The sequence below is a fragment of the Bacteroides sp. OF04-15BH genome, from assembly GCF_003477995.1.
GTDB lineage: Bacteria > Bacteroidota > Bacteroidia > Bacteroidales > Bacteroidaceae > Paraprevotella.
Map to the genome: position 1 here is coordinate 158,693 of NZ_QUEM01000002.1, position 26,219 is coordinate 184,911.

Sequence of the window (26,219 nt, forward strand, 5' to 3'; positions counted from 1 at the left end):
GCTGTAACCTTTTATTGGTTGTCTTTGTTTTCTGTTGATTCTGCCTCTGTACCGTTATCTGTTTTCGGTGTTTCGGAAACAGCAGGCTCCGCAGTGTCGGCGGGCAGGGCTTTAGGTTCCTCTGCCGTTTCCGTTGCAGGGCTGTCGCTTTCCGAAGCCTTTGCTGCCTCCTGCTGCTCCTGTTCGGCATTCAGGGTGAGCAGCTCTTCGGTGCGGCTGGTCCACGGGCGTTTTCCGAAGATCTTTTCCACATCCTCGGCAAAGATCACCTCTTTCTCTACCAGCAGCTGAGCCAGCTGTGCATGTCCTTCCTTGTGTTCCAGCAACAGGTTCTTGGCGCGCTCATATTGCTCGGCAATCATGTTCTTCACCTCTTCGTCGATCAGCTGGGCCGTCTTGTCGGAATACGGTTTGCTGAAGCTGTACTCGTCATTGCTGTAATAACACAAGTTCGGCAGGCGGTCGCTCATACCCATATAAGCAATCATGCCGTAAGCCTGTTTGGTGACACGCTCCAGGTCGTTCAGGGCTCCAGAAGAAATGTGGCCCACGAAAACTTCCTCGGCGGCACGTCCGCCCAGAGTGGCACACATCTCGTCCAGCATCTGTTCCTTGGTAGTAATCTGTCTTTCTTCCGGCAGATACCAGGCAGCGCCCAGTGCGCGTCCGCGCGGCACGATGGTCACCTTGATCAGCGGATTGGCATATTGCAGGAACCAGGAGATGGTGGCGTGTCCTGCCTCATGCAGGGCGATGGTGCGCTTCTCGTCGTTGGTCATCACCTTGGTCTTCTTTTCCAGACCGCCGATGATACGGTCCACGGCGCTCAGGAAGTCGTCCTTGCTGACAGATTTCTTGTTATGGCGTGCAGCGATCAGCGCTGCTTCGTTACATACGTTGGCGATGTCGGCACCCGAGAATCCCGGAGTCTGGCGGGCCAGCAGGTCGATATCCACGGTGTCGTCAATCTTGACCGGTTTGAGGTGTACCTGGAATACTTCCTTACGTTCGTTCAGATCCGGCAGGTCCACGTGAATCTGACGGTCGAATCGTCCGGCACGCAGCAGGGCCTTGTCCAGAATATCCACACGGTTGGTGGCCGCCAGGATGATCACACCGCTGTTGGTTCCGAAACCGTCCATTTCGGTGAGCAACTGGTTCAGGGTGTTTTCGCGTTCGTCGTTACCGCCCATGGCCGGATTCTTTCCGCGGGCTCTACCCACGGCGTCGATCTCGTCGATGAAGATGATACACGGCGATTTTTCCTTGGCCTGTCGGAACAGGTCGCGCACACGACTGGCACCTACACCCACGAACATTTCCACGAAGTCGGAACCCGACATGGAGAAGAACGGTACGTCTGCCTCGCCGGCCACAGCCTTGGCCAAAAGGGTCTTACCCGTTCCCGGAGGGCCTACGAGCAGGGCACCCTTAGGAATCTTACCACCCAACTCGGTAAACTTGCCCGGATTCTTCAGGAATTCCACGATTTCCTGCACCTCCTGCTTGGCGCTGGCCTGTCCGGCCACATCCTTGAAGGTGACGCGTGTGCCTTCGCCTTTCTCTACCAGTTTGGCTTTGCTCTTTCCTACGTTGAACACGTTGCCGGCGCCACTGCCTGCTCCTCCGCCCAAACGGCGCATCAGCAGGAACCACACGCCGAAGATCAGAACAAACGGCAGCAGATTGAAGAGCAGGCTTCCTACCCAGCCGCTGGAGTGTTCGTAGGCCAGCTTTCCGGTGAAGTGTCCGCTTTGCTGCTGCTGGTCGATAAATTCCTCCAGTTTGTCATCCGAAGGGTAGGTGATGTCCAGATAAGGATTCTTGCCGGTTTGCTTGACACCGGTCTTGAAAATATCGCGGATGAATTCCGGTTTCACATACATGCGCAGCACTCCTTCGTCCTTGTTGGCGATGATTTTTGAGGCATAGCCGCGGGTAACGTATTCCTTGAATTCGGTGTACGTGGCATTTTTCGAGGCGCTGCTGTCATTACCCATAATGAACAGGTAAGCCAGAATGAGTATGATAATGCCGTAGATCCAACCGATGTTGAACCGGGGCATGTTTCTTTTCTTGTTGTCTTCTTTCATAAACGTGAATGTGTTTTTTTTATTGAATGTCTTCTATTTTTGTGATGTCGGCATCGGTCCACAGATTTTCCAGATCATAGAACTCGTGTGCGTCGGGAGTAAAGATATGCACGATAACGTCGGTATAGTCCATCGCCACCCACTGGGCATTGCGCAGTCCGTCCACGGCCGACGGTTTGGCACCGGCCTGCTCGCGGGCAAATTTTGCCACAGATTCGGTGATGGCGGTTACATGCGACGGAGAGTTACCCTGACAGATGATAAAATAATTGCAGATTGTTTCTTCTATGTTCTCCAGATTGACTACAGCGATGTCATATCCTTTCTTCTCTTGTATTCCTTCAATGATTTTGTCTACTAAAATGTTTTGTGATCTATACATGTTATTTACCTATTTATAAAATAGAACGCGACAAAGATACTAGATAAACTCACATTAGGCTATATATTCACGCCAAAATATCTCCACTTTTGGATTTTTTTGCAAAAAAAAATCATGAATATCGCTTCTCTGAAAAAAAAGTTGGAAAAAAGTTGCCCAAAAATTTGCAGTTACAAAAAATAGTAGTACCTTTGCATCCAGAAACAGATAATGGGCTATGGTGTAATGGTAACACAACAGATTCTGGTCCTGTTTTTCTTGGTTCGAATCCAGGTAGCCCAACTTTTTTCTACTATTATTTATTATTTTCTTGGGCTATGGTGTAATGGTAACACAACAGATTCTGGTCCTGTTTTTCTTGGTTCGAATCCAGGTAGCCCAACAGAAGAAGATCGCTCCGGCGATCTTTTTTTGTTTTTGTTCCTTTCTGCGCTTCCGCTGTCGGGTGGGAGCCTGCCCCATATTCTTTTTGCTTTCCGGCTCTTTAATAATTCATTTCGATGAATGCATCATTTCATTTTGATGATTTGAAAAAATCATCAGGATGGTTTTTTCGCGTCATTTCGGCGCGGCAGATACAAAAATAGGCTGCACCCTGACGGCGCAGCCTATTCCTGAAATATCAAGCTATATTCTTATTTGCTCTTTTCCTCGTCGATGGCTTTGATCTTCTCTTTCAGAATAGCGAGTTCTTCTTTCAGTTTCTCCACTTTCTTGTTCAGCTCGTTCACCAGACTGTTGCCCTTTTTAGAATTGAAGGAAAGGAAGCCCAGATTGTTCTCATAGGTCTTGATTTCATTCTTCATATTCTCATAGGCACGCATCAGTCGGTCGCGTTCACGGTTCAGCGTGTTGCCGCCCTTCTCGGCAGAAGACTTCAGGTTGCTTCTGAAGTTATTGATTCTGCGCTTGGCGTTGCTCTTGTTGATGGCTTCAAACAGTTTGTCGGCCAGCTCGCGGTATTCGGCATAGATCTTGTCCTTTTCCTTGAAAGGCACATGACCGGTTTCGTTCCACTCTTTGGCCAGTTTGCGTACTGTGTCGGCGCAAGAGTCGATTTCCTCTACCGCAATGTTCTTGAGCTGTTCGATAATGCTCTTCTTCTTTTCCAGATTTTCATTTTCCTGGCTCTGTACAGACGAAGTAGCCTTGCCCTTCTGCTCGAAGAAATAGTCGCAGGCACCGATGAAGCGTTTCCACAAAGACTCAGAGTACTTCTTAGGTACCGGTCCGATGGTTTTCCACTCCTTCTGCAGCTTGGTCAGAATATCGCCGGTAGCCTTCCAGTCGGTGCTGTCCTTTAAGGATTCAGCCTTTTCGCACAACTGCTTCTTCAGTTCCAGATTCTTGTTCTGGCTTTCTTTCAGATATTTGAAGAATGCGGCTTTCTGTTCGAAGAAACGGTCGCAGGCAGCTCTGAAGCGCTCGAAGATTTTTACATTCATCTTCTGCGGAGCGAAGCCGATTTCCTTCCATTCGGCCTGTATCTTGATGATGTCCTGAGTAGCCTGTTCCCAGTCGGCAAAGGTCTTCAGGTTCGACAGGTCGATTTCTTCAATCTTGACACACAGTTCGGTCTTCTTGGCCAGGTTCTCTTCTTCTTTCTGCTTCAGATCCTCAAAATGCTGTTGATGTCTTTTGTTGATAATGGTTGAAGCGTTCTTGAAGCGGTTCCAGATTTCCTCGCGCAGTTCCTTGGCAACCGGACCGGTTTCCTTATATTCCTGATGCAGGGCCTGCAACTGTTGGAAGGCAGAAATCACATCGTCTTCCTCGGCCAGCTTCTCGGCAGTCTCGCACAAGCGTGTCTTGATTTCGAGATTCTTCTTGAAATCATATTCTCTGAATTCGTGATTCAGTTTGAGCAGGTCGTAGAACTGCTCGGTATATAACTGATAGTTTTTCCAAAGTTCGTTCACCTTGTCGGCCGGCACATTGGTGATGGTTTTCCATTCGTTTTGCAGTTCCTTGAACTCGTTATAGTGCTGGTTGGCCTCTTCCGGCGAAGAAATCATGGCTTTGATCTTGTCCAGGATATCGAATTTCTTCTGCAGATTTTCTGATTTGATGCGTTCCTGCTCGGCCATGATCTCGGCACGCTTTTCCTTGATGATGCGCATCCACTCCTTGAAAGTCTGCTCGTCGGCATCCACTTCCGGAACAAATTCGTCGGGGTTTCCTCCGGCTTCTACAAAAGCGGCCTTCTTTTCGTTGAGCTCTGCCTTATGAATGCGGTAGAAGTTCTGTTTGAGGCTGTCCAGTTCCTGTTTGCCGGGGATGTCACTGCTTTGCGCCAGTTTCTTTATGTATTCCAATATTTCTCCTTTAGATTGCAGCACGACGTTTTTCACTGTTTCTGTTCCTGCTTCGTCTTTGGCAGAAATACATGCGTTGTCTAATCCTTCCAGGGAAGTTGTTTCTTGAGAGTCCATCATTTTACTTGCTTTTAGTATCTGATTCGGTTTTCAGTCTCTATATTTTTTACAAATTAAAACAAAAAAGAAATTAAGTCCTAAGATTTTTCTGTTTTTTTCTCTTTAAATCCATGTTTTTCTTCTGAAGAACCACATAAACAAGGCTGTCACGATGACCGTGATGCCGATGGCCAACGGAAATCCCCAAGGCGACTGCTCCATGCCGTTTACCAGGTTCATTCCAAACAAGCTGGCTACCAGGGTCGGGAACATCAGGATGATGGAAATAGAGGTAAGCATCTTCATGACGCTGCTCATGTTGTTGTTAATCAGGTTGGCATAGGTATCCATCGTGGAATCCAGGATGTTGGCATAGATGGAAGTGGTTTCGCGCGCCTGACTCATCTCGATATTGACGTCTTCAATCAGGTCGGCGTCCAGCTCGTCGATGGGGAGTTTGAATTTCAGTTTCGACAACAGGGTTTCGTTACCTCTGATGGAGGTAATGAAATAGGTCAGGCTGTCCTGAAGACGCGAAAGGTTGATCAGGTCGGCATTGTCCACATTGCGGTCCAGATTCTGTTTGGCTTTTTCAATAAGCGTGTTGATCTGCTTCAGCCGTTTCAGATACCACACTGCCGAAGACAGGAAAAGACGGAACACCAGGTCTACGGAGTCGGTAAAGCCGACACCGCGCTTTTGCTGGTAGCTCACGAAGTCGATCATCATGTTTGTTTCAAAATTACAAACCGTGATACACACTTCCTTGTTCATGATAATACCCAGGGGGATGGTGGTATATGGGGTTCGGGAGCGTACTTCCTTGACATAAGGGATTCGTAAAATAATAAGAATCCAGCCCTCATCAAATTCGTAACGGGCGCGCTCGTCGGTATCGGCGATGTCCATCAGGAAATAATCCGGAATCTTCAGGTCCTTTTCCAGAAAGTCAAGATCATCCTGCGTCGGGCAGGTTACTTGAACCCAACAGTTAGGCTCCCAGTTTTCCATCGTTCTCAGGCCGTTGGCCGTATTCCAGTATGTTCGCATGCATCTTCCTCCAATAAAAAGTTTCTTATCGGAGTCCAGAAGTGCACTCCGATAGGTCTAAATGTTTAAAAAAGTCGCGTAATAATCGTCCATAAGTTATGACCCAGAATTTTCCGTTTGCAAAAATACAAAAAGATTCCTTATATCCTAAAGAAACAGGCTCAATTTATCAAGACAATTCTTGGGTCACAGCATTGGTCAAGGCAATGAAATCGGTCACGGAAAGCTGTTCCGGACGCTTGTTGAAGATTTCATTCTGTAAAAAGACGCTGTGGTCTTTTACGGCCTCGCCTTTTTGCTGCCTGCGCTGGTCGGCCTCGGCAAACAGAGGCTTGATGGAGTTGCGCAAGGTCTTTCGGCGCTGGTTGAAGCAGGTCTTTACGATTTTCTTGAACAAGGCTTCGTCGCAGCCCAATGATTCGGTGGCATTTCGTGTCATCCGGATGACGGCACTCTTCACCTTGGGAGGGGGATTGAAGACATGTTCATGCACGGTAAACAGATAGTCCACATGATACCAGGCCTGGATCAGTACGCTCAGAATGCCGTAAGTCTTGCTTCCGGGACCGGCGGCAATGCGTTCGGCCACCTCTTTCTGAATCATACCGGTGCAGCAGGGTATCAGCTCCTTGTAGTCGAGCATCTTGAAGAAAATCTGACTCGAGATATTGTAGGGATAATTTCCTGTAAGTACAAATGAAGAGCCTCCGAACACTTCCCGAAGGTCCATTTTCAGAAAATCCTGCTCCAGTATATTGCCCTGAAGAGCCGGAAAGGCCTCTTTCAGATAGGCAACGGATTCATAATCAATTTCCACCACCTTGACCGGACGGTCCTTCTGAATAAGAAACTGAGTCATGACACCCATACCCGGACCCACCTCGAGAACGGGAATATTGGGGCATGCGTCTACTGTATCGGCAATGTCCTGGGCTATTTTCAAATCCTTTAAAAAGTGTTGGCCCAAAAATTTTTTAGGTTTTACAGACTTCATTGTTGCTTTTTTATACTACTTTTGTGTATGCAAAGATAGTATAATCCCCTGCAAAAAGAACAAGCGCAAAGCCTTTATTTTTGCAGTGGCTTATGAATATCTCGGGGATATTAAGTAATATTAATAAGAAAACTACATTGAAAGACAATAAGATCATAAACTATGCATTTCAAGTGGTAGGCCCACTGGTTCTGTCGGGACTGATTTTATGGTGGATGTACCGCGGTTTTGACTGGGATGAGTTTTTTGAGGCCTTGACTTATCACACAGACTGGACATGGATGCTCCTGTCCATGCCTTTCGGAGTGACGGCACAGGTGTTCCGTGCCTTGCGCTGGAAACAGGCGCTGGAGCCGGTGCAGGAGCATCCCCGCACCACGGTTTGTATCAATTCTGTCTATCTCTCTTATGCCGCCAGCCTGGTTATCCCCCGCATCGGCGAGGTGTTGCGCTGCGGCGTGTTGAGCCGCTACGACGGTACTTCCTTTTCCAAATCTCTGGGCACAGTGGTGACGGAGCGTATCGTGGATTCCGTGTTTGTGGTGCTGCTCGCCGGTTTTACCATTCTGTTTCAAATGCCTGTCTTTGTCACCTTCTTCCGGCAGACGGGGGTGAGTGTGGTCGGTGTGCTGCAAGGCTTTTCGCTCACGGGATATATTGTGACCATCGTGTGCGTGCTGGCTTTTATTCTGTTGCTGGCATGGCTCGTTAAGCGGCTGTCGGTGTTTAAGAAAACACGGAATGTGTTTGTCGATCTGCGCGACGGACTGATTTCCTTGCGCAAAATCAAAAGCGTGCCTTTATTCCTATTTTATACGATAGGCATCTGGCTTTCTTATTATCTGCATTTCTATTTCACGTTCTTTTGCTTTGAGTCTACCTCATCTTTGGGAATGTCGGCCGCTCTGGTGGCCTTTGTCGTAGGATGCTTTGCCGTGCTGGTGCCTACACCAAACGGAGCCGGACCGTGGCATTTCGCTGTAAAGACCGTGTTGCTGCTCTATGGCGTTCAGGCACAAGACGGAGTGATGTTTGTACTCACCGTGCATACCTTGCAGACACTGCTGGTGCTGGTGCTGGGACTTTATGCCATTGTGCGCCTGCAGTTCATCCGCAGGATACCGAGACAGGCCGTGTCCCATCCATAAATGATTTTTGTTAAACCCTAATAACGAATAAAACTATGTGCGAAATCAAGAATCTAAATCCACAAATTGTTTGGAAGAATTTCTATGCTTTGACTCAGGTTCCACGTCCATCCGGACATCTCGCAAAGGTGCAGGCCTTTTTGTTGGACTGGGCTGCAGAGCATCATATAGAGGCATTTAAGGACGGTGGTGAGAATATCGTTTTCAAGAAACCGGCCACTCCGGGTATGGAGAACAGAAAGAAAGTGGTGTTGCAGGCCCACATGGATATGGTGCCGCAGAAACTGGAAACCACGGTTCACGATTTTGAAAACGATCCGATTCAGACTTACGTAGACGGAGAATGGGTACGTGCCAAGGGTACTACTCTGGGAGCCGACGACGGTATCGGCGTGGCTGCGATTATGGCTGCCTTCGAGGACGAGGATTTGAAGCATGGCCCGATGGAAGCCTTGATTACTGCCGACGAAGAAACTTGCATGTATGGTGTGAACCATCTGGCAAATGATGTGCTGAGCGGCGACATCCTGCTGAACATTGATAACGAGACTATGGGCGAATTTGTGGTAGGAAGTGCCGGTGGCGTGAATATCACTGCCCAGCTGCAATACAATGCCGCAGAAACAGATACAGAGGATATTGCCGTGAAGGTATCGCTCAAGGGACTGCGCGGCGGTCACTCCGGACTGGAAATCAACCAGGGACGCGGAAATGCCAATAAGCTGATGGCGCGCTTCGTAAAGCAGGCCATTGCCGATGACGACGCACGTCTGGCTTCATGGATTGGTGGCAACATGCGCAATGCCATTCCACGCGAGTGTGAAGTGGTGCTGACCATTCCGGCTGAGAATCTGGACGACCTGACAGATCTGGTAGCCTACTGCGAGCGTCTGTTCCAGGCAGAATATCAGGGCGTAGAGGAAGATATCACGATGACTGTGGAGAAAGTGGAACTTCCGGCACATGAGGTTCCAGAGGAAATCCAGGACAATCTGATTTCTGCAATTCTGGCATGTCACGACGGAGTGCTGAGAAACATCCCGTCTATTCCACATATTGTAGAGACTTCTTCAAATCTGGCTATTATCAAGATCGGTGAAGGCAAGGCCGAAATCCTGATTCTGGCCCGCAGTTCAAACGAAGGTATGATGGAATACATCACCACAATGATGGAAAGCTGCTTCGGTATGGCCGGTATGAAGGTGACAACAGACGGACATTACGGAGCATGGCAACCAAACTTCGATGCCCAGATCACCAGTGTGATGAAAGAGGTATATCAGAAAGTATTTGAGGAGACTCCGGTTGTGCAGGTCGTACATGCCGGTCTGGAGTGCAGTATCATCGGACAGGTTTATCCGAATATGGAACTGATCAGCTTCGGTCCGACACTCCGTTCACCGCATACTCCAAACGAGCGTTGTAACATTCCTTCAGTAGAGAAGTTCTGGATTTTCCTGAAACACTTGCTGGAGCAGATTCCCGTAAAAGAGTAAAAAAGGAAATGATTTTCCGCAAAAGCGGATAAAAAGATAGCAGCCCCAAGGTACTGACAGTGCTTTGGGGCTGTTTGTTTACCGAAAGAAAGCAGGAATGGAATTACGCCGGCAAGGGCAAAACAGAGGCTTCTGAAATGTTCCCGGTTGTTACGATGATGTTACAAATGCGGCATGACCAGTAGAACTCCCGGCAAAAAATAATACTAAAAAACGGATTTAACACCTTTGTAACACAATTGAAATGTCAAACTGAAAATCTATTTTTATTTTCGCGCTTGCTGAAAGTTGAAATTAATAATCAATTATATTTTATGGAAACAGTTTATTTAGGATTAATTCTATTCCTTTTTGTGCTGGCTATTTTCGACCTGGTAGTCGGAGTCAGTAATGATGCGGTGAACTTTCTGAACTCCGCAATCGGTTCAAAAGTGGCCCGCTTCCGTACCGTTCTTATTGTGGCAGCGGCCGGAGTATTGATTGGTGCTGTAGTCAGCAATGGTATGATGGACATCGCCCGTCACGGTATTTTCCAGCCTCAGATGTTCTCTTTCAATGATTTGCTGTGTATTTTCCTGGCAGTCATGGTGACCGATGTCGTGTTGTTGGATATCTTTAACTCTTTGGGAATGCCGACATCAACTACCGTATCCATGGTGTTTGAGCTCCTCGGAGGTACCTTTATTCTGGCTTTGTTGAAGATTGCTTTCGACGAAACCGGTACCCTTGGATTTGCCGAACTGATGAACACCGAAAAGGCACTTTCCGTGATTTTGGGTATTTTCCTGTCCGTAGCTATCGCCTTTGTGGTCGGAGTCATTGTGCAGTGGATATCCCGATTGATTTTTACTTTCAACTATCGCAAGAATCTGAACTATACCGTCGGTATTTTTGGCGGTATAGCTGTAACGGCAATTCTTTATTTTACTTTGGTTAAAGGTCTGAAGGGATCTGCTTTCGCAGGTGCTCCCTGGTTGGAATACATCAATCAGAATATCTCTACTGCCCTTATTGCCAGCCTGGTTATATTTACCATTCTGATGCAGATCCTGCACTTCCTGAAGGTTAATGTCTTCAAGATTATCATCCTGATGGGTACTTTTGCCCTGGCTATGGCTTTTGCCGGCAATGACTTGGTGAACTTTATCGGAGTTCCTTTGGCTGCCTATTCCGCTTTTCAGGATTTTGTGGCCAACGGAGCCGGAAACGCCGACACATTTATGATGTCTTCTCTGAACGAGAGTGCCAAAACTCCGTTTGTATTCCTTCTGATTGCCGGTATCATCATGGTCTTTGCTCTGGCTTTCTCAAAGAAAGCACACAACGTGATCAAAACTTCGGTTGACCTGTCTCGTCAGGATGAGGGTGAGGAAATGTTCGGTTCGTCACGTGTGGCCCGTAGCATTGTCCGCGGTTCGACCTCTATTGGTGAGTTCCTTTCCAACTACACTCCGAAAGGATTGAGCAGCTGGTGCGACAAGCGTTTTAACAAGAACGAAGTCATTTTGGAGAATGGAGCCGCTTTTGACCTGGTACGTGCTTCGGTTAATCTTGTGGTAGCCGGTCTGCTGATTATCATGGGTACTTCCTTGAAATTACCTTTGTCAACCACTTACGTGACCTTCATTGTGGCCATGGGTTCTTCTTTGGCCGACAGAGCCTGGAGCCGTGAGAGTGCCGTATTCCGTATCACCGGAGTGCTCAATGTGATTGGTGGTTGGTTCCTGACAGCAGCCGTAGCCTTTATTTCCTGCGCTTTCGTAACCATCCTGATGTATTATGGTGGTATGATTGTGATGTTTGCCTTTGTTATCCTGTCCATATATATATTGCTGAAGAACAACATCGGTGCCGGAAAGAAGGACGAACGCGGTGCACGCGATGTGGTGTTCCAAGAAATGATGGCAACCCGCGACAAGGCCGAGTGCTGGGGTTATCTCAAGAAACATGTATCCATCACTCAGAAAGAAGTGCTTGATTTTGTGGCTACCTCTTATGAACGTGTGATTGACGGATTCACCGGCGAAAACCTGAAAACCTTGAGAAAGGTATCCCGAAAACTGGATCAGGAGAAGCGCATAATCAAGAAGCTGCGTCAGAGAGAACTGGTTGGTATGAGAAGAATCGACACACAATTGTCTTTGGAAAAGAACACCTGGTTCCATTTGAGTACCAACAGCGACCAGCAGATGATTTACTGTTTGAAGCGTATGAACGACCCGTGTCAGGAGCATGTTGACAATAACTTCAATCCGTTGAACGAGGAGTGCATTGCCGAATTGCAACAGGTAAAACAGCAGGTTCTGGAATTTATTGCCCGCGGTGGTGCTATCATCGAGGAGCAGAACCTGGAGATTGTTGAGGCTTTCCTGCTCGAAACGGAGAATTACAAAGACAAGCTTTCCGTAATCCGCAAAAAGCAGTTTGACCGCTTGCAGACAGAAAACAGCCAGTACCTCAAGGTTGCCTTGGTTTATTTGAATATCCTGCAGGAGAGTCAGGAGTTGATCAGCTGTCTGCGTCACGATCTTCGTGCTTATAAGAAGTTTATTCAGTAGTTGGATAAAGGAACATTCTGAGAGGGCAATTAGCCTTATGATGTTCCGTTGTTGAAATGATTATCATAAGAAATAAAGGTGGTCCAAAGCGAATCTGCTTGAAGGACCACCTTTATTTCTTGTATGTAAGAGTGGTTTGATAGGCAAATGGAGAAATGTGGTGTGTACGTTTTTTGTTTGCATGACCCATGTTTATATGTTTCTTAGGGCTGGTAATGCAGATGTATTCGAAACTTGCTTCTTGGTTTCTTACGGTGCTGTAAATCATGAAACGGTTTTTCATCATTTTAGATTCATTCTCTTAGACAGAACCGAAAAAGGTGAAAGTATGGCTCTTATCAGATAGATCAAAAACAGTTACATTGGGTTTTGTTTTTTAAAGTAGGCTCCTTCTTTTTCCTGTTCATAAAAAAATATTAAAATCCGCATTTAGCAGAAAAAATAAGATACCTTTGTTTCTTTCAGGAGTATTTTTGTAATTATAAAAATTCTTGCCCATGAAAACATACAAAAATATCAGACTGCGCTTTTGTTCAGGAGCGCTTTTGCTGTCATTCCTTTTGTGTCAGCCCGTAGAGGCACGCCGCTACGACAGGCTGTGGAAGCAGGCTTTCCGTTATCAGGAGCAGGGCTATTCGGCTTCTGCCGGTAAGGTTGTGGACAAGATTCAGGTCAAAGCCTTGCGGGAGAATAACCGGAATCAGGAGATGGCAGCCTTTCTGGCCGCAACGTCTTTCCGGCAACAGATTTCTCCGGACAGCTTTTATATTGATTTTCAAGAGTTGGAACGGCGTGTGCTTCAGGCAGAAACGCCGGCCGAACGGGCTGTGTATGCGTCTTTTGCGGCGGAAGTCTGTCAGAATAACCAGTACCGTGGACAATGGCGTGCCTGGGCCGAGGGCGACAGTCTTCCGATAGAATACTGGAGCCGTGAGGATTATCGCAAACGGGCGCTTTATTACCATACGCTCTCCCTGACCGATGTTTCGGTATTGGGTGAGGTCCGTTTGAAAGATTATATGCCTTTGGTGCTTCCGGGAGAAACCGACCGTCAGTTCGGGCATGACCTGCTCCATCTGATCGGGTGCCGTGCTCTGGCAGGCATGAAAAGCCTGAATGCGGACCCGGCACTGTTACAGGAGTCGGTCGGAAAGATATTGTCTGTTTACCGGGAACATAAAAACCGGGATGCGGAATTATATTTCTTGCTGGACTCTATTCAAATGACGCCCCCGAAGAATTGGGGAGCCGTATCTTCCGAGCAGCGCGATTCTTTGCTCTTCGCCAGTGCGGAATATCGGGCTTATGCCGATATCATGCAGCGTTTTGCCGACCGCCCTTCTGTGGCTGAAGCCTATCTGCGCGCTTCGCAGATGGGATTCAGTACTCCGGAGCAAGTACGCCTGTTGCAGACTGCCTTAGATCGTTATCCGCGCTATAAACGCATTTCTGCATTAAAGAACGAGTTGAAAAGCCTGAGTCAGCCTTATCTGAGTTGGGTCGTTGATGAGACCGGTTATCCCGGTGATACCATCTCCTGGACTTTGGCACACCGCAATATCCGCGATGTGGAGTGCCGGATTTATCGGATTACCCAAAGTTTGCAGGACACTTTGACCCGTCAGCCTTTTGAAAAGGTCGGAAAGATGCTGCAAAAGCAAGGAGAATTGCTGGAAACACGCAAGCTGGTTTTGAAAGAAGAGCCTTCACCTTATGAATATGTGCGTGATACGCTTTCCTGGACCGTACCCGAAATCGGTTATTATGCCTTATATTTTACGGTCCGCTCTCCCGAGGGCACACAAGAGGAGTGCCGTTTCTTCCAGTCTTCCACTTTGCGTGCTTTCTCTTTGGCGGAGCCGGACGGCCGGATGCTTGATGTGCTGGTTACCGATGCGCGCAGCGGTGCCCCTCGTCCGATGGCACGGGTAGAAGTCATGTCTCCTTCGTTGGAGGAAGACCGGCAGCTCCGTATCACCTCCTATACCGATGCGTACGGACGGGCCTCTTTGGACATATCCGATTTTAAACAATATAAGATCTATGCCTGCTGGCAAGGTGATTCCATCTGGCTGGACCCGAGGGGGAAAGAACGCTTTGCCACCCCGAAAACCACGGAAACCTGGGGAGAAATCTATACCGACCGCTCTTTGTACCGTCCGGGACAGACTGTTCATTTGGCCGGTGTTGCGGGCAAGCGTCAGAGTACGACCTATCAGGTGATGCCTGATACCCGTTTGCCGTTGTCCGTTTACGATGTTTCCGGCAAGGAAGTCTACCGTGACAGTGTGCAGACCGATGCCTGGGGCTCCTGGCGTATGGATTATCAGTTGCCCCAGCAGGGAGCAAACGGCAGTTACCGGGTCCGGGTGGGCGAAGTTTCCGAAAACTTCTCCGTGGAAGAATATGCACGTCCTCATTTTGAAATCGTGCTGGATCAGACCGATATGGCTCCAAAGGCCTGGGGAGATACTCTGCAAGTTTCGGGTGTCGTGCGCAATTATAACGGAGCACCGGCCGCCTATGCCCGTGTGGCCGCTCAGTTCCGGATAAGCAATATTTTTGCAAGTTCCTGGGAAAACAGAAGTCCGGTAAACGATACGCTTCAGACCGATGCAACCGGCCGTTTCTGTTTCTCTTTCCCCGTGGGCGCTTCCCTGAATCCCGACAAACCGGATTATTCCTATCCGGCCAGCGTGAGCTGTACGGCGCTGCATCCGTCGGGCGAACAGGCGGAACAAAGAGCTTTTCTTCAGGTGGTGACGCTCCGCAATAAGCTTTCTCTGGAAGTACCCGAGGTTTTGAACCGAGACTCTGTCGAACAGGTTTGTTTCCATTTGAATAATACCCGGAACGAGTTGCTGCAAGGTACTGTCTTCTATCAACTTGTTCCGGCAGATGGTGCTTCTTCCGGTGCTCCGGTTCAGGCCACCGGCAAGTATATAGCCAATAAAGATTTTGCCTTGGAGGGATTGCAGGGACTTCCGTCCGGACGATATATTCTGAAAGCCACTTCGGTTGTTGAAAACGATACGCTGAAAGCTTCCCGTCCGGTCATCGTGTATTCTCCGAAAGATACCCGTGTTCCGGCGGATACCGTATTCTGGTTCCGCACATTGCAGCCCGATTTTACGGAAAGCAAGCCTTTTGTTTGCGAGGTCGGTTCATCGGAACGTGAGGTAACCTTATATTATACCTTGTGTCATAACGGAAAGATTCAGGAACGCAAAGTGCTGGAGTTCAGCGATTCACTCTTTACCTTGCAGCTTCCTTACCAGTCTGACTATGCCGATGGAGCCAGTCTGCATCTGGCATTTGTCAAGGACAATAAGGTCTACACCCGTGATATCCGCATCAATCATCGCATCGAAACGCCCCGCCTGCATTATAAATGGCATACGTTCCGCGACAAGCTATCTCCGGGTGCCCGTGAGAAATGGACCTTGCAGCTGACCGATTCCAAGGGCAACCCCGTGGAGGCCCGTTGCTTCTTTACGCTCTATGATGCCTCGCTCGATGCTATCCGCAGACACTCCTGGAGACTTTCCCCACCGTCGGTACCTTATCTGGCCATGCCTTCGTGGAACAGCCGTTACCTGTCAGTAACCAGTTTTGGCATCTCCTTCCCGTGGAAGCATGAGCTGCAGCCGGCTGAGATCTGGTCGGAACTGAATCTCCAGTTGTTGGGAGGAATGCCGTCCGGAGGAAAGACCAAGGGAGCACCTTTGCTGTATCAGTCCGCTGCCGGCGTTTCGGTCAACCGGATGCACAGTCCGAAGATGCTGGACGAGGTTGTCGTGGCTGAAGTTGAGGAATCTATGGATATGGCCGCTGCGCCTTCTCTGGAAACAAATCCGGTGATTCGGAAGAATTTGCAGGAAACAGCCTATTTCAATGCCGAATTGAATACGGACAAGGAGGGAAAGGTCAGTTTGTCGTTTACGGTTCCCGAGGCTCTGACCCGCTGGCGACTGCTGGGAGTGGGATATACCAAGGATATGGCCTACTGCCGCATTGATACCACCGTTGTGACACAACAGCAACTCATGGCGCAGCTGTTCCGTCCGGCTTATCTGAATGTCGGAGATCAGGCCCGCTTACAGACCACGTTGACCAATCTGTCTGATGAGGCAGACCGGGGAACGCTGACACTGGAAATCCGTGATGCAGAAACCGATTCGATGGTCTTCCGTGAGGAACAGCCGTTCCGCATAGCCGGAGGAGAGTCGGCACAATATACCTTTGATTTTGTGCCCGAGCAGGGCAACCGCACTCTGGTGTGCCGCATTCTGGCCGACGGACAGCATCATTCCGATGGCGAGCAGCAGTATCTTCAGGTTCTTCCGGCCACCGTTCCGGTCACTTATGCCCGTCCGTTTGTGGTAGAGGGAAGCGGAGTACATCAGATCGGTCTGCCGGTGCAGGATGCTTACCGCCGGCAGGGACTGTCACCTTCTTCCTGGTTCCTGGAGTATAACACCAATCCGCTGTTTGCAGCCGTTCAGGTGCTTCCTTTGTTGCAGAACACCGAAAGCCGTGGTGCCGAGGAGTTGGTTGCCGGTTATTATGCCACAGTCTGCTCGGCCCATTTGCTGAAGACCCGTCCTCAGATCGGTGACTGGCTGAAGCATTGGAACGATCCGGAATATCTCCGCTACGAAGACGAGTGGTGGAAGTGGGTGCGCCGTCTGAATCCGCGTTTGTGGGAAGAAACTCCGTGGAGCCGCTCTTATGAAGAAAGCGGCAACCGTCTGGCGGCCGTTTATGCAGCCCAGAATGATCCCGCCAAGATAGCCGAACAGCGAAGCCGTCTGCTCGACGGACTTCTGGCCTGCCAGCAGACCGACGGTTCGTTTGCCTGGATGCCCGGATTGCGAGGCCGTTCTTCGGTAACCCTGCGGGTGCTGTCCCTGCTGGAGACCCTTCGTCCTTACAGTGCCGCTCTGGCCGATGAGGAGTTGAACCGCAAGGAACAGCTGTTGCGCGACCGTGCCTTCCGCTATCTCCAGAAAACATTCGAGGAGCGTTCTGTGGGCGTGGAGCCGCTGTCTATGGCAGGAAGCGCCGATGAGACCGATTTTCTCTGGCTGGCTGCCTGTCATCTGGGAGCCGATGAAGCCCGGAAACTTCCGGCTGTGAAGTCGGCGGTAGAGGCTTTGGCGCGTCATAGCAGCACGCTGCCTTATGCCCGCAAGATTTCTGCGGCCCGTGCACTTCATGCCTACGGTTATCGCGATGAGGCACTGGCCTGCCTGAATTCCGTGGCCGAGCATCTGGTGACCGATTCTTTGGGAGCCCGTTACTTTGATACGACTCTGGCCGGAGAAACAGCCGGCGAGCAGCGTCTTCTGCTCCATCTGGCTGCTCTGCAACAGTTCCGCACCCTGCAACCAGAGCAGAAAGAGCCGGCACAGGGTATGCTGCGCTGGGTACTGCTGCAAAAACGCATTCAGGGATGGGACAACAACTATCTGTCCGCCTGTGCCGTACAGGCCTTGTTGGCCGATGCCGCTGAGGCTGTTCCTGCCTCGGCCGGCGATTCGCTGTGGCTGCATACCGGCACAGTCCGTCAGGGTGTGGCTGCGGCTCCGGCTGCACTGCCCGTGGTGCGTTATGTGTTGCCGCTGGACGGAAAGAACGGCTGTCCGGATGCGCTGACCGTGAAGAAGCAGGACGACCGGCTGACGTGGGGTACTGCCTATACGCAATATGACCTGTCGCCCGACCAGATTATGCGGAAGCAGAAAGAGTGGGGCGCCCTGTCGGTAGAGATCAGTCGCATGCCCGACAGCCTCACGGTGGGTCAGGACCTGAATGCCGTGTATATGATCCGGGCCGACCGCGACTATGACTATATGCTGCTGCACCTCAAGTCGGCAGCCTGCTGCCGTCCGGCATGGCTCACCTCGGGTTACCGTTCCGTGCAGGGTGTGGGGTACTATCTTTCTTTGGAAGAGGACGGCATGCTGCTCTATTTCGACCATCTGCCGAAAGGAAACTATGTGCTGGAAGTGCCCTACAAGGTGCAGTTCAGCGGCAACTATCTGCATGGAGGAGCCGAGTTCCAGAGTTATTACGCTCCGGAGTTCCGAACCTATCTGCCGGGCAAAAAGATAAAAGTAAATGAAGCGAAATAATATTTTACATTACAGTCTGTTGGGGCTGCTCTGCTGGTGCGGTGCCTTGCTGCCGCACCGGGCGTCCTCAGCCGGAACCGTGTGGGCGGGAACCTACAATCTGGCCCGTTGGAACATTCCGGCGGGCGATTACAGCGGTATCACTCCGGTGGGGCAGGGGCTTTATGCCGTGGTCAACGACAAGCGGAACGGATTCTGCCTGTGGGAAATCCGTCAGGATTCGCTGACCGGGCGCGTGATGCAGGTGAAAGAAGTGCGGCAGGTGGCCTTGCAGGACCGCAAGACGGAGCCGCGCCTTGACCTGGAAGCCGTGAGCTGGTGGCCGGAGCGTAACTGCCTGCTGTTGATGTCGGAGCAGAAACAGACGGTTCTGGCCTACGATCTGACGGGAGCTCCCGTAGACTTCCGGTGGCCGATGCCAGTTGAGGCTGCCCCCGAAAAGATACATGCCAACTATGGATTTGAATCCCTGGCCCGTGATGAGGCTCATTCCTGCTTCTGGACCTGTACGGAAAACGTCCTGCGGGCCGAAGGGCTGCCGGTCGGTCCGTTGCGGCGCGAGGCGGCATCCGTGCCCGTGTTCTGCCTGAACGACGACGGTACGGCACGTCTGGCGGCTCGTTATCCCACCGATGTACCCCGTGCCCGGACGTCCGGTCGCGCCTATTGTTACGGAGTGTCCGAACTGCTTGTCCTGCCCGGTTATGGTCTGCTGGTGCTGGAACGCGAGTTTTTTGCCAGCAGGAACTATCTGCGCAGTTGGGTGAACCACACGGTCTATCGGGTAGACCCCGAAGCCTTGTGGACGGCCGGAGGAAAAACGGTAGCCAAGACTCCCGTTGCTACCTTCCGCACCCGTCTCAATCCTCTGTCTTATCGGCTGGCCAATTTCGAAGGGATGGCTGCCGGCATCCGTCTGGCCGACGGGCGGCAGACCGTGTTGCTGCTTTGCGATGCACAGAGCGGTGCCGGAAACCGGCTGTTTCATCTGAAAGACTATCTGCGGGTGCTGGTGCTTCCCGCAAAAACACAAACGAAAAATTAACGCTTAATCCTCGTCTATTATGAGAAAAGTCAGAATCATACGTCTGTTGTCCTTTTTCCTGCTGGCTCTGTTTGCGCTGAGTGCCTGCCGCGAAGAAAAGAAAAAGGCCGAACTGCCCGCTTCGAAGGGAGTGCCCTATGAACTATTGCTGGTGGTGGACCGTGCGGCGTGGGAGAGCCCGTTGGGCGATTCCCTGCAAGCAGTCTTAAAGGGAAGTGTGCCCGGACTGCCGCAACACGAACCGCTGTTCAAGATGCTCCGTGTATTTCCCGAAAACTATGTGCAGATGTATACCACCATGCGCAACACCATGTTTGTAGAGATTGATTCCACGCTCCAAAAGCCCCGTCTGGCGGTGGCCTACAACGTAAAGGCCCGACCGCAGGTCTATGTAGAGCTCAAGGCACCCAATCTGAACGGTCTGGAACACATTCTGATGAAACGCCGTCAGGAGATTGTGGATTATTTTGTGGAGTCCGAACTCAATCTCGAAGCGGAGCGGCTGAAGCAACGCTATCATCGCGACACCGAGCAGGCTGCCCGGAAAACCTTCGGCTATCGCATTTGTGTGCCCGACGAGATGCGCTCCATGAAGCAGCGTGAACAGTTCCTTTGGGCTTCAACGGATCTGAACGAAAAGGATTTGAATCTGGTGATGTATACCTTCCCCTATGAACCGACAGCCGATTTCTCGGAGGTGAACTATTGGATTGCCAAGCGCGATTCAGCCCTGAAAAAGAATATCCCCGGCAGCCGTCCGGACCAGTGGATGACGACCACCTGGGAGGAGGACAGACCCATTGTGAGCATGCGGGAGCGCGTCATCGGCAACCGTCAGGCTTGGGAGGTGCGCGGCCTTTGGGAGTTGCGCCACGGTGGAATCGGCGGTCCGTTTGTCTCTTTGGCACGGATCGACACCCCCGAGAACAAGGTCATCGTGTGCGAGGGATTTGTCTATTCTCCGCGCACGGACAAGCGCAATCTGATGCGCCGCATGGAAGCGGCCCTGCGCACGCTGGAGAAGATTAAGAAGTGAGAAAAAGGTAAGTATTTCTTGTAATCTGCTTCAAAATCTTTATCTTTGCCATAAATAAGCTAATAAAGATGATATTGAGAAGAATATATATGTGGGGAGCGGCGTGTCTGGTGGCAGGCACACTTTGGGCACAGCCGGACCTGAAAGTGGACCGCGATGTGGCCAATATGGGAGAGATAATGTTCCAGATGCCGGGAAAAGCCGAATTCCAGATAGAGAATACCGGAACTTCCGACTTGCTGATTACGGACATCAACCCTTCCTGCGGCTGTACGACGGTGGATTGGACGAAAACCCCCATTGCCCCCGGAGAGAAAGGTAAGATTGAGGTGGTCTACGATGCGCAGATGCTCGGTGTGTTCCAGAAAGACATGGAGGTCTACACCAATGCTTCCGAGGAACCTTTCTATCTGCACATTCAGGGCCGTGTGGTTTCCAAACTGGCTAATTATGAAGGACTTTTCCCTATTGATTTGGGAAATGTGCGCCTGAATACCAATAACATTGAGTTTGACAATGTGAACAAGGGCGACCGTCCGATGGTAGAAATCGCGGTGGTCAATACGTCGCGCACCAGCTATGTGCCGCAGCTCATGCACCTGCCTCCTTATCTCGAAGCACGTTATTTGCCCGAGAAACTGTCCGGAGGACGAATCGGAAAGATACAGCTCACCCTGGACAGCGAGCATCTGCAGCAGTTGGGACTGAACCAGACGAATATTTATCTGGCCCGCAAGGTGGGCGATCAGATTGGCGAGGAGAATGAAATCGTGGTTTCGGCAGTGTTGCTGCCCGACTTCTCCAAACTGACTAAGGCCGATCTGGAGCGCGCTCCCAAGATGGTGCTTTCGGCCGACTCGCTGGATTTGGGCGAAATGGGCCGGCGCAAGAAAAAGACCGGTGTGATTACCATCGAGAATCAGGGTAAGTCCACCCTCGAAATCCGTACCATCCAGGTGTTCAACCGCGCTGTCAATGTGAGTCTGGGCGACCGGAAGATTGAGGCCGGCGGCAAGACCAAACTGAAGATTACTATTCAGGACAAATATCTGGTCAAGGCAAAGAACAAGCCGAGAGTGTTGCTTATTACCAACGATCCGGCCCGTCCGAAGGTGACCATTCCGGTGAAAATCCGTACGGAAATCAAGCAGGAAGAAAAGAAATGATACCGATAAAAACGAGTGCGGCCCGTCAGTTTTCAGCTGACGGGCCGCACTCGTTTTTATGCTGCATTCCTCCCCGTGGAAACCGGGTTGGGATGCCTGTTGAAATTCATCGTGATGATTTTCAAAAAACATCACGATCATGGGTTCAATTCATTGGGATGAAAAAAAAGGAACGTTCCGGACGGACGTTTTCAGTCCTGTGGCGCCGAGGCCGACTCGATGTAGCTCTTGCATTCTTCCATCAGCCATTTGGGAGTGGAAGTGGCTCCGCAGATTCCCACCGAAGCACAGTCCCGGAACCAGTCCATGTCGATTTCCTGTGCCGCATCAATGAGATGAGTGTTGGGATTTACGGCACAGCACTCATTGTAGAGAACACGGCCGTTGGAGCTTTTCTTGCCGCAGACAAAGAGGATGACATCATGGCGCGCCGCAAATTTACGTATGTTCGGCATGCGGTTGGCCACCTGACGGCAGATGGTGTCGTAGTATTTGAAGGTGGCCTGCGGGGCGATGTGCGCTTCGATATATTCCACAATCTTGCGGAAGCCGTCCAGCGGCTTGGTGGTTTGCGAGTAGAGGGAAATGTCGCGGGTAAAGTCCAGCTTGGTCACCTCTTCAGGACTTTCCAGCACGATGGCTGTGCCTTCGGTCTGCCCCACCAGACCCAATACCTCGGCGTGACCGTTCTTGCCGAATATCACGATCTGGCGCTGCGGGTTGTTGCTTTGGTATTCCTTTTTGATGCGTTCCTGCAAGTGGAGCACCACGGGGCAGGTGGCATCAATGATGTCAATCTGGTTTTCGCGCGCTTTGAGGTAAGTGCCCGGCGGCTCTCCATGAGCCCGCAACAAGACTTTTGCTCCTTGAAGCTGTTCATACTGCTCGTGGTCAATGGTAATGAGACCCAGCTTCTTCAGCCGGTCGCACTCCTTGCCGTTGTGCACGATGTCGCCCAGACAATACAGCGTCTGGCCTTTTTGCAGTTCCTCTTCCGCCTTGCGGATGGCGCGGGTCACCCCGAAGCAGAATCCGGATTCCTGATCGATTTCGATGATCATAGGGCAGCGATTACACGGTTATACTGTTTCAGAAGCCATTCTTTCTGCTGCTCGGGAGTCAGATGACTGTTGTCCAGCTCCAGCGCATCATCGGCTTTGCGCAGCGGGCTCACGGCGCGCGTCATGTCAATGCGGTCGCGCTCCTGCACATTGTGCAATATCTCCTCGAAGTTCACCTTTTCTCCTTTGGCGGTGAGCTCGTCATAGCGTCGCTGTGCCCGGATTTCGGCCGATGCCGTGACAAAAATCTTGAGTTCGGCGTTCGGGAACACACAGGTACCGATGTCGCGTCCATCCATGATGATGCCCTTTTCCTGACCCATCAGCTGCTGCTGGTGTACCAGTTCGGCGCGCACAAAGTCGAGTGCGGCAATGCGGCTTACGCGTGAGGAAACTTCCAGTCCGCGGATTTCTTTCTCCACATTCTCGCCGTTCAGGTAAGTCTCCGGGCGCTGTTCCTGGTTCAGGACAAAAGTGATGCGGATTTCCGGCAGTTCGGCGCGCAGCTGCTCTTCGTTTACCTGTCCGTCGGCCAGAAACAGGTTGCGGCGCAGGGCAAAAAGCGTGACGGCGCGGTACATGGCTCCGCTGTCAATGTAAATATATCCGATGGCCTTGGCCAGATCCTTGGCCATAGTGCTCTTGCCGCAGGATGAAAAACCGTCTACGGCGATGACTATTTTTTTTGTAGAATGATTCATTGCTTGTTTCTATTTATAGTTGATAAGACACATTGAATACCAGGGTTGGTGTGGATACATGGTATTGGGCATAGGCCACGCCCAGTTTGAAGCGCTGGAGCATCAGTCCGCCTCCGAACGACAGACCGGCGCCGTGCGACTTGCCGGCTTCCTTCATCTCCGCAGCGCGGCGGAAGTTATAGCCGGCCGACAGATAAAAGGAGTTGGACGGTGTGATGTCGACACCCAGACTGAAGTGATTGAGCAGCATGGTGCCGAACTTTTCCTTTCCTTCCGGATTGTAATAATATTTATAGTTCCAGCGGGTCAGGTCGTTCATCGTTACGGTGACACGCACCGGGGCATGGTTCATTCCCTTGGTGAATCCCACAGACAAGTCAAACGGAATCCGTTCGAACTGGTCGTTATAGGCTTTCACCTGGCCGCCCACATTGCTGGCCACTGCCGAGAGCGAGAAATCGGCATCTTCATTATAATAGTTCAGTCCCAGATCGACGGCCAGACCGATAGACTGGTAGCCCGCCAGACCGGAGTAGATGAATTTTCCGGTGACACCGCCCGCCCAATAGTCATTGAACAGGTAAGAATAGACTCCGCCGAGAGCCATGTCGAGCGATGAGAGTGTGCCCCCTTCGATACCTTCTTCATTGGTTTCGGTAATTTTGCCATAGTTGCTGAACTGCGCCAGCACCCCCCAGGTGTTCCGTTCGCCTGCAGTGCGGATATAGGCGGCGCTTCCGCTTTTGGAACCCTGCATATAAGTCATGAAGTTCAGATTGATGGTATTGTCGGAAACGGCCGACGAGAGAGCCGGATTGAGAAAAACCAGCGAAGCATCGTCTTCGATGAGCGAAACGGCCGGTCCGCCCAGTGCCGTGGCATGAGCCGATGCCGGCTGCTTCAGAAAATTAAAAACGCTGGAAGCCTCCTGTGCCTGGGCAAACAGGGGCAGAAGTATTCCGAAAAGTAGACAGCCAGTTTTTTTCATTATCATTCTAATTTTGTGGTCAAAGATACATCTTTTTTAAAATATAACGTAGAAAAAAGGAGTTTAGGGTGTCAGATACCCGAAAAAATAAAAAAGAATGCGCTTGCCGAAAAAAAAAAGAGGATTTCAGTATCTTAAAATAAAAAAATGTGCTACATTTGCCACGTTAAGACGAATAAGTAAAAATAAAATATATTATGGAAATAAAAAAATCGCAGAAAGCAGATCTTGAAGGTAAGAAAAGCACCAGCATGTTGATTGGCTATGTGATTGTTCTTGCTGCTATCTTCGTTGCGTTCGAATGGACACAGCGCGAAAAGAAAGTTGTAGAGGTGGAACCCGTATTCTCCGCAGCCATTGAGGAAGACATGATTCCAATCTCAAAACAACCTGAAGTTATGGCTCCTCCTCCAGCAGCTGCTCCTAAGATTGCCGAAATCCTGAACATCGTGGACAACGAGACCGAACTGGTAGAGGAAGAGGTAGAAAGTTCTGAGGAAATGAATCAGGCTATCGCCCCTGTAACCGGTACCGGTGGTGTGGCTTCAACAGGTCCTACTGGTCCTGTCGGTCCTGTAGTAGAGGCTGTAGAAGATGAAACCATTTATAACATGGCTGAGCAGAATCCGGAATTCCCGGGTGGTGATGCCGCTTGTATGAAATGGTTGCAGGAAAACATCAAGTATCCGCCAATCTGTGTAGAACAGAATATTCAGGGACGTGTTATCGCAACCTTCGTGGTAAATAAGGACGGTTCTATCGTGGATATCACAATCGTAAGAAGCCCGGATCCATATTTGTCAAAAGAAGCTGAGCGCGTGTTGAAGATGATGCCACGCTGGAAGCCTGGTCGTCAGGGTGGAAAACCAGTACGTGTGAAATTCTCTTTGCCGGTAACATTCCGCTTACAGTAATATAGGAAAAATCAAAGGCTGCCTTGTGCAGCCTTTTTTTAATCATTAATGTTTCGCTTATGTATACTTCAAAAGAAATAATCGCTTTTGTCAGAGAGCAGGTTGAAAAGATGAATATCAAGGCCACACCGGCCGGACTCTACGATCCTATCCGTTATGTCCTGTCTATGGGAGGCAAGCGCCTCCGTCCGGTGCTCATGCTCATGGCCTATAACCTTTATCGTGAGGATCTCGAACGCATCGTGCCGTTGGCTTTGGGTCTGGAGACTTATCATAACTATACCCTGCTGCATGATGACCTGATGGACCATGCCGATATGCGCCGTGGTCATCTTACCGTGCATAAGAAATGGAATGAGAATACGGCTATCCTCAGTGGAGATTCCATGTTGGTGTTGGCTTATTCCATGATGCAGCAGGCACCGGCTGAACATCTGGCCGCCGTGCTCGACCTGTTTACCCGCACCGCTCTTGAAATCGGAGAGGGACAACAGTATGACATTGACTTTGAGGAACGTAACGATGTTACCGAGGACGAATACATCGAAATGATCCGTCTGAAAACTTCCGTCCTGTTGGCTTGCGCCTTGAAAATCGGTGCCCTGACCGGTGGGGCAGAGGCAAAGGATTCCGACTTGCTGTATCAGTTCGGTGAGAAAGTCGGTCTGGCTTTCCAGTTGCAGGATGATTATCTGGATGTTTACGGTGATCCTGAAAAATTCGGTAAGAAAATCGGAGGAGATATCCTTTGCAACAAGAAGACCTATATGCTGATCAAGGCTTTCGAACTTGCCGACGAAGAGCAGCGCCGCATCCTGAAAAGCTGGATTGACTGCAAATCTTATGTAGAAGAGGAGAAAATCTCTTCGGTACGCGCCATCTATGATGCGGTGGGTGTACCGGGATGCTGCAACGAAAAGATCAATGCCTACTTTGAAGAAGCCCTGCAACTGCTCGAAAAGGTAGCTCTGCCCGAAGAGAAAAAAGAGGGTCTGAAACAGTTTGTACTTACTTTGCTGGACCGCGACGTATAATT

The 26,219-nt window shown here is 50.4% G+C and carries 17 protein-coding genes and 2 tRNA genes; 11 read left to right on the top strand and 8 right to left on the bottom strand.

Annotated elements, in window-relative coordinates; all coding sequences use genetic code 11:
* Positions 1–11: 11 nt before the first annotated feature.
* Positions 12–2,066 carry an ATP-dependent zinc metalloprotease FtsH gene (gene ftsH, locus DXA74_RS01625; protein WP_370448477.1) on the bottom strand — a complete coding sequence of 685 codons (2,055 nt, stop codon included), beginning with the start codon at positions 2,064–2,066 and terminating at the stop codon, positions 12–14.
* 46 nt (positions 2,067–2,112) lie between these two features.
* Positions 2,113–2,475, bottom strand: a complete 363-nt coding sequence (gene rsfS / locus DXA74_RS01630; protein WP_118525080.1) for a ribosome silencing factor — start codon at positions 2,473–2,475, stop codon at positions 2,113–2,115.
* Between the two features lie 211 nt (positions 2,476–2,686).
* Between rsfS and DXA74_RS01640 the strand changes: the two genes are divergently transcribed.
* Both DXA74_RS01640 and DXA74_RS01645 read left to right on the top strand, forming a co-directional pair.
* Positions 2,687–2,757, top strand: a tRNA-Gln gene (locus DXA74_RS01640).
* Positions 2,758–2,786: 29 nt separating this feature from the next.
* Positions 2,787–2,857, top strand: a tRNA-Gln gene (locus DXA74_RS01645).
* Positions 2,858–3,110: 253 nt separating this feature from the next.
* Here DXA74_RS01645 and DXA74_RS01650 read toward each other — a convergent pair.
* From DXA74_RS01650 to rsmA, 3 genes are all read right to left on the bottom strand, one after another.
* Positions 3,111–4,907, bottom strand: coding sequence for a DUF349 domain-containing protein (locus DXA74_RS01650; RefSeq protein ID WP_370448479.1), 1,797 nt, complete (start codon positions 4,905–4,907; stop codon positions 3,111–3,113).
* Positions 4,908–5,012: 105 nt separating this feature from the next.
* Positions 5,013–5,939 carry a magnesium transporter CorA family protein gene (locus tag DXA74_RS01655; RefSeq protein ID WP_118525083.1) on the bottom strand — a complete coding sequence of 309 codons (927 nt, stop codon included), beginning with the start codon at positions 5,937–5,939 and terminating at the stop codon, positions 5,013–5,015.
* 169 nt (positions 5,940–6,108) lie between these two features.
* Complete coding sequence (gene rsmA, locus DXA74_RS01660) at positions 6,109–6,933, bottom strand: 16S rRNA (adenine(1518)-N(6)/adenine(1519)-N(6))-dimethyltransferase RsmA (RefSeq protein ID WP_118525084.1); 825 nt, start codon at positions 6,931–6,933, stop codon at positions 6,109–6,111.
* Positions 6,934–7,070: 137 nt separating this feature from the next.
* On the opposite strand from rsmA, the gene DXA74_RS01665 reads away from it, so the two are divergent.
* The 7 genes from DXA74_RS01665 to DXA74_RS01695 all read left to right on the top strand — a co-directional run bounded on the left by DXA74_RS01665 (position 7,071) and on the right by DXA74_RS01695 (position 21,519).
* Entirely contained in the window at positions 7,071–8,081 is a 1,011-nt protein-coding gene (locus tag DXA74_RS01665) for a lysylphosphatidylglycerol synthase transmembrane domain-containing protein (protein WP_233550408.1), read from the top strand.
* A gap of 35 nt (positions 8,082–8,116) precedes the next feature.
* On the top strand, positions 8,117–9,577 hold the full coding sequence (locus DXA74_RS01670; RefSeq protein ID WP_118525086.1) for an aminoacyl-histidine dipeptidase: 1,461 nt from the start codon (positions 8,117–8,119) through the stop codon (positions 9,575–9,577).
* A 314-nt stretch (positions 9,578–9,891) separates the two neighbouring features.
* A complete protein-coding gene (locus tag DXA74_RS01675; protein WP_118525087.1) occupies positions 9,892–12,135 on the top strand; it encodes an inorganic phosphate transporter in 2,244 nt (747 codons plus the stop codon).
* A gap of 497 nt (positions 12,136–12,632) precedes the next feature.
* The gene (locus DXA74_RS01680) at positions 12,633–18,272 is read left to right on the top strand and encodes an MG2 domain-containing protein (RefSeq protein ID WP_118525088.1); all 5,640 of its coding nucleotides are present in this window, start codon (positions 12,633–12,635) and stop codon (positions 18,270–18,272) included.
* On the top strand, positions 18,259–19,317 hold the full coding sequence (locus tag DXA74_RS01685) for an esterase-like activity of phytase family protein (RefSeq protein WP_118525089.1): 1,059 nt from the start codon (positions 18,259–18,261) through the stop codon (positions 19,315–19,317). Before DXA74_RS01680 ends, DXA74_RS01685 begins: the two co-directional genes overlap by 14 nt.
* Positions 19,318–19,336: 19 nt before the next feature.
* Positions 19,337–20,353 carry a DUF4837 family protein gene (locus tag DXA74_RS01690; protein WP_118525090.1) on the top strand — a complete coding sequence of 339 codons (1,017 nt, stop codon included), beginning with the start codon at positions 19,337–19,339 and terminating at the stop codon, positions 20,351–20,353.
* Between the two features lie 68 nt (positions 20,354–20,421).
* Positions 20,422–21,519, top strand: coding sequence for a DUF1573 domain-containing protein (locus tag DXA74_RS01695; RefSeq protein ID WP_118525091.1), 1,098 nt, complete (start codon positions 20,422–20,424; stop codon positions 21,517–21,519).
* A 191-nt stretch (positions 21,520–21,710) separates the two neighbouring features.
* Here the strand turns inward: DXA74_RS01695 and DXA74_RS01700 are convergent, their stop codons facing one another.
* Genes DXA74_RS01700 through porQ form a run of 3 tightly spaced genes read right to left on the bottom strand, consistent with a single transcriptional unit; the run spans position 21,711 to position 24,269 of the window.
* Positions 21,711–22,580 (bottom strand): 4-hydroxy-3-methylbut-2-enyl diphosphate reductase, encoded by an 870-nt coding sequence (locus DXA74_RS01700; protein ID WP_118525092.1) that lies wholly within the window; start codon positions 22,578–22,580, stop codon positions 21,711–21,713.
* Positions 22,577–23,281 carry a (d)CMP kinase gene (gene cmk, locus DXA74_RS01705; RefSeq protein WP_118525093.1) on the bottom strand — a complete coding sequence of 235 codons (705 nt, stop codon included), beginning with the start codon at positions 23,279–23,281 and terminating at the stop codon, positions 22,577–22,579. The genes DXA74_RS01700 and cmk overlap by 4 nt, the downstream gene beginning before the upstream one ends.
* Before the next feature lie 13 nt (positions 23,282–23,294).
* Entirely contained in the window at positions 23,295–24,269 is a 975-nt protein-coding gene (porQ, locus tag DXA74_RS01710) for a type IX secretion system protein PorQ (RefSeq protein ID WP_118525094.1), read from the bottom strand.
* A 197-nt stretch (positions 24,270–24,466) separates the two neighbouring features.
* On the opposite strand from porQ, the gene DXA74_RS01715 reads away from it, so the two are divergent.
* The gene (locus DXA74_RS01715) at positions 24,467–25,183 is read left to right on the top strand and encodes an energy transducer TonB (RefSeq protein WP_118525095.1); all 717 of its coding nucleotides are present in this window, start codon (positions 24,467–24,469) and stop codon (positions 25,181–25,183) included.
* A 59-nt stretch (positions 25,184–25,242) separates the two neighbouring features.
* The gene (locus tag DXA74_RS01720; RefSeq protein WP_118525096.1) at positions 25,243–26,217 is read left to right on the top strand and encodes a polyprenyl synthetase family protein; all 975 of its coding nucleotides are present in this window, start codon (positions 25,243–25,245) and stop codon (positions 26,215–26,217) included.
* The last annotated feature ends 2 nt before the right edge of the window (positions 26,218–26,219 follow it).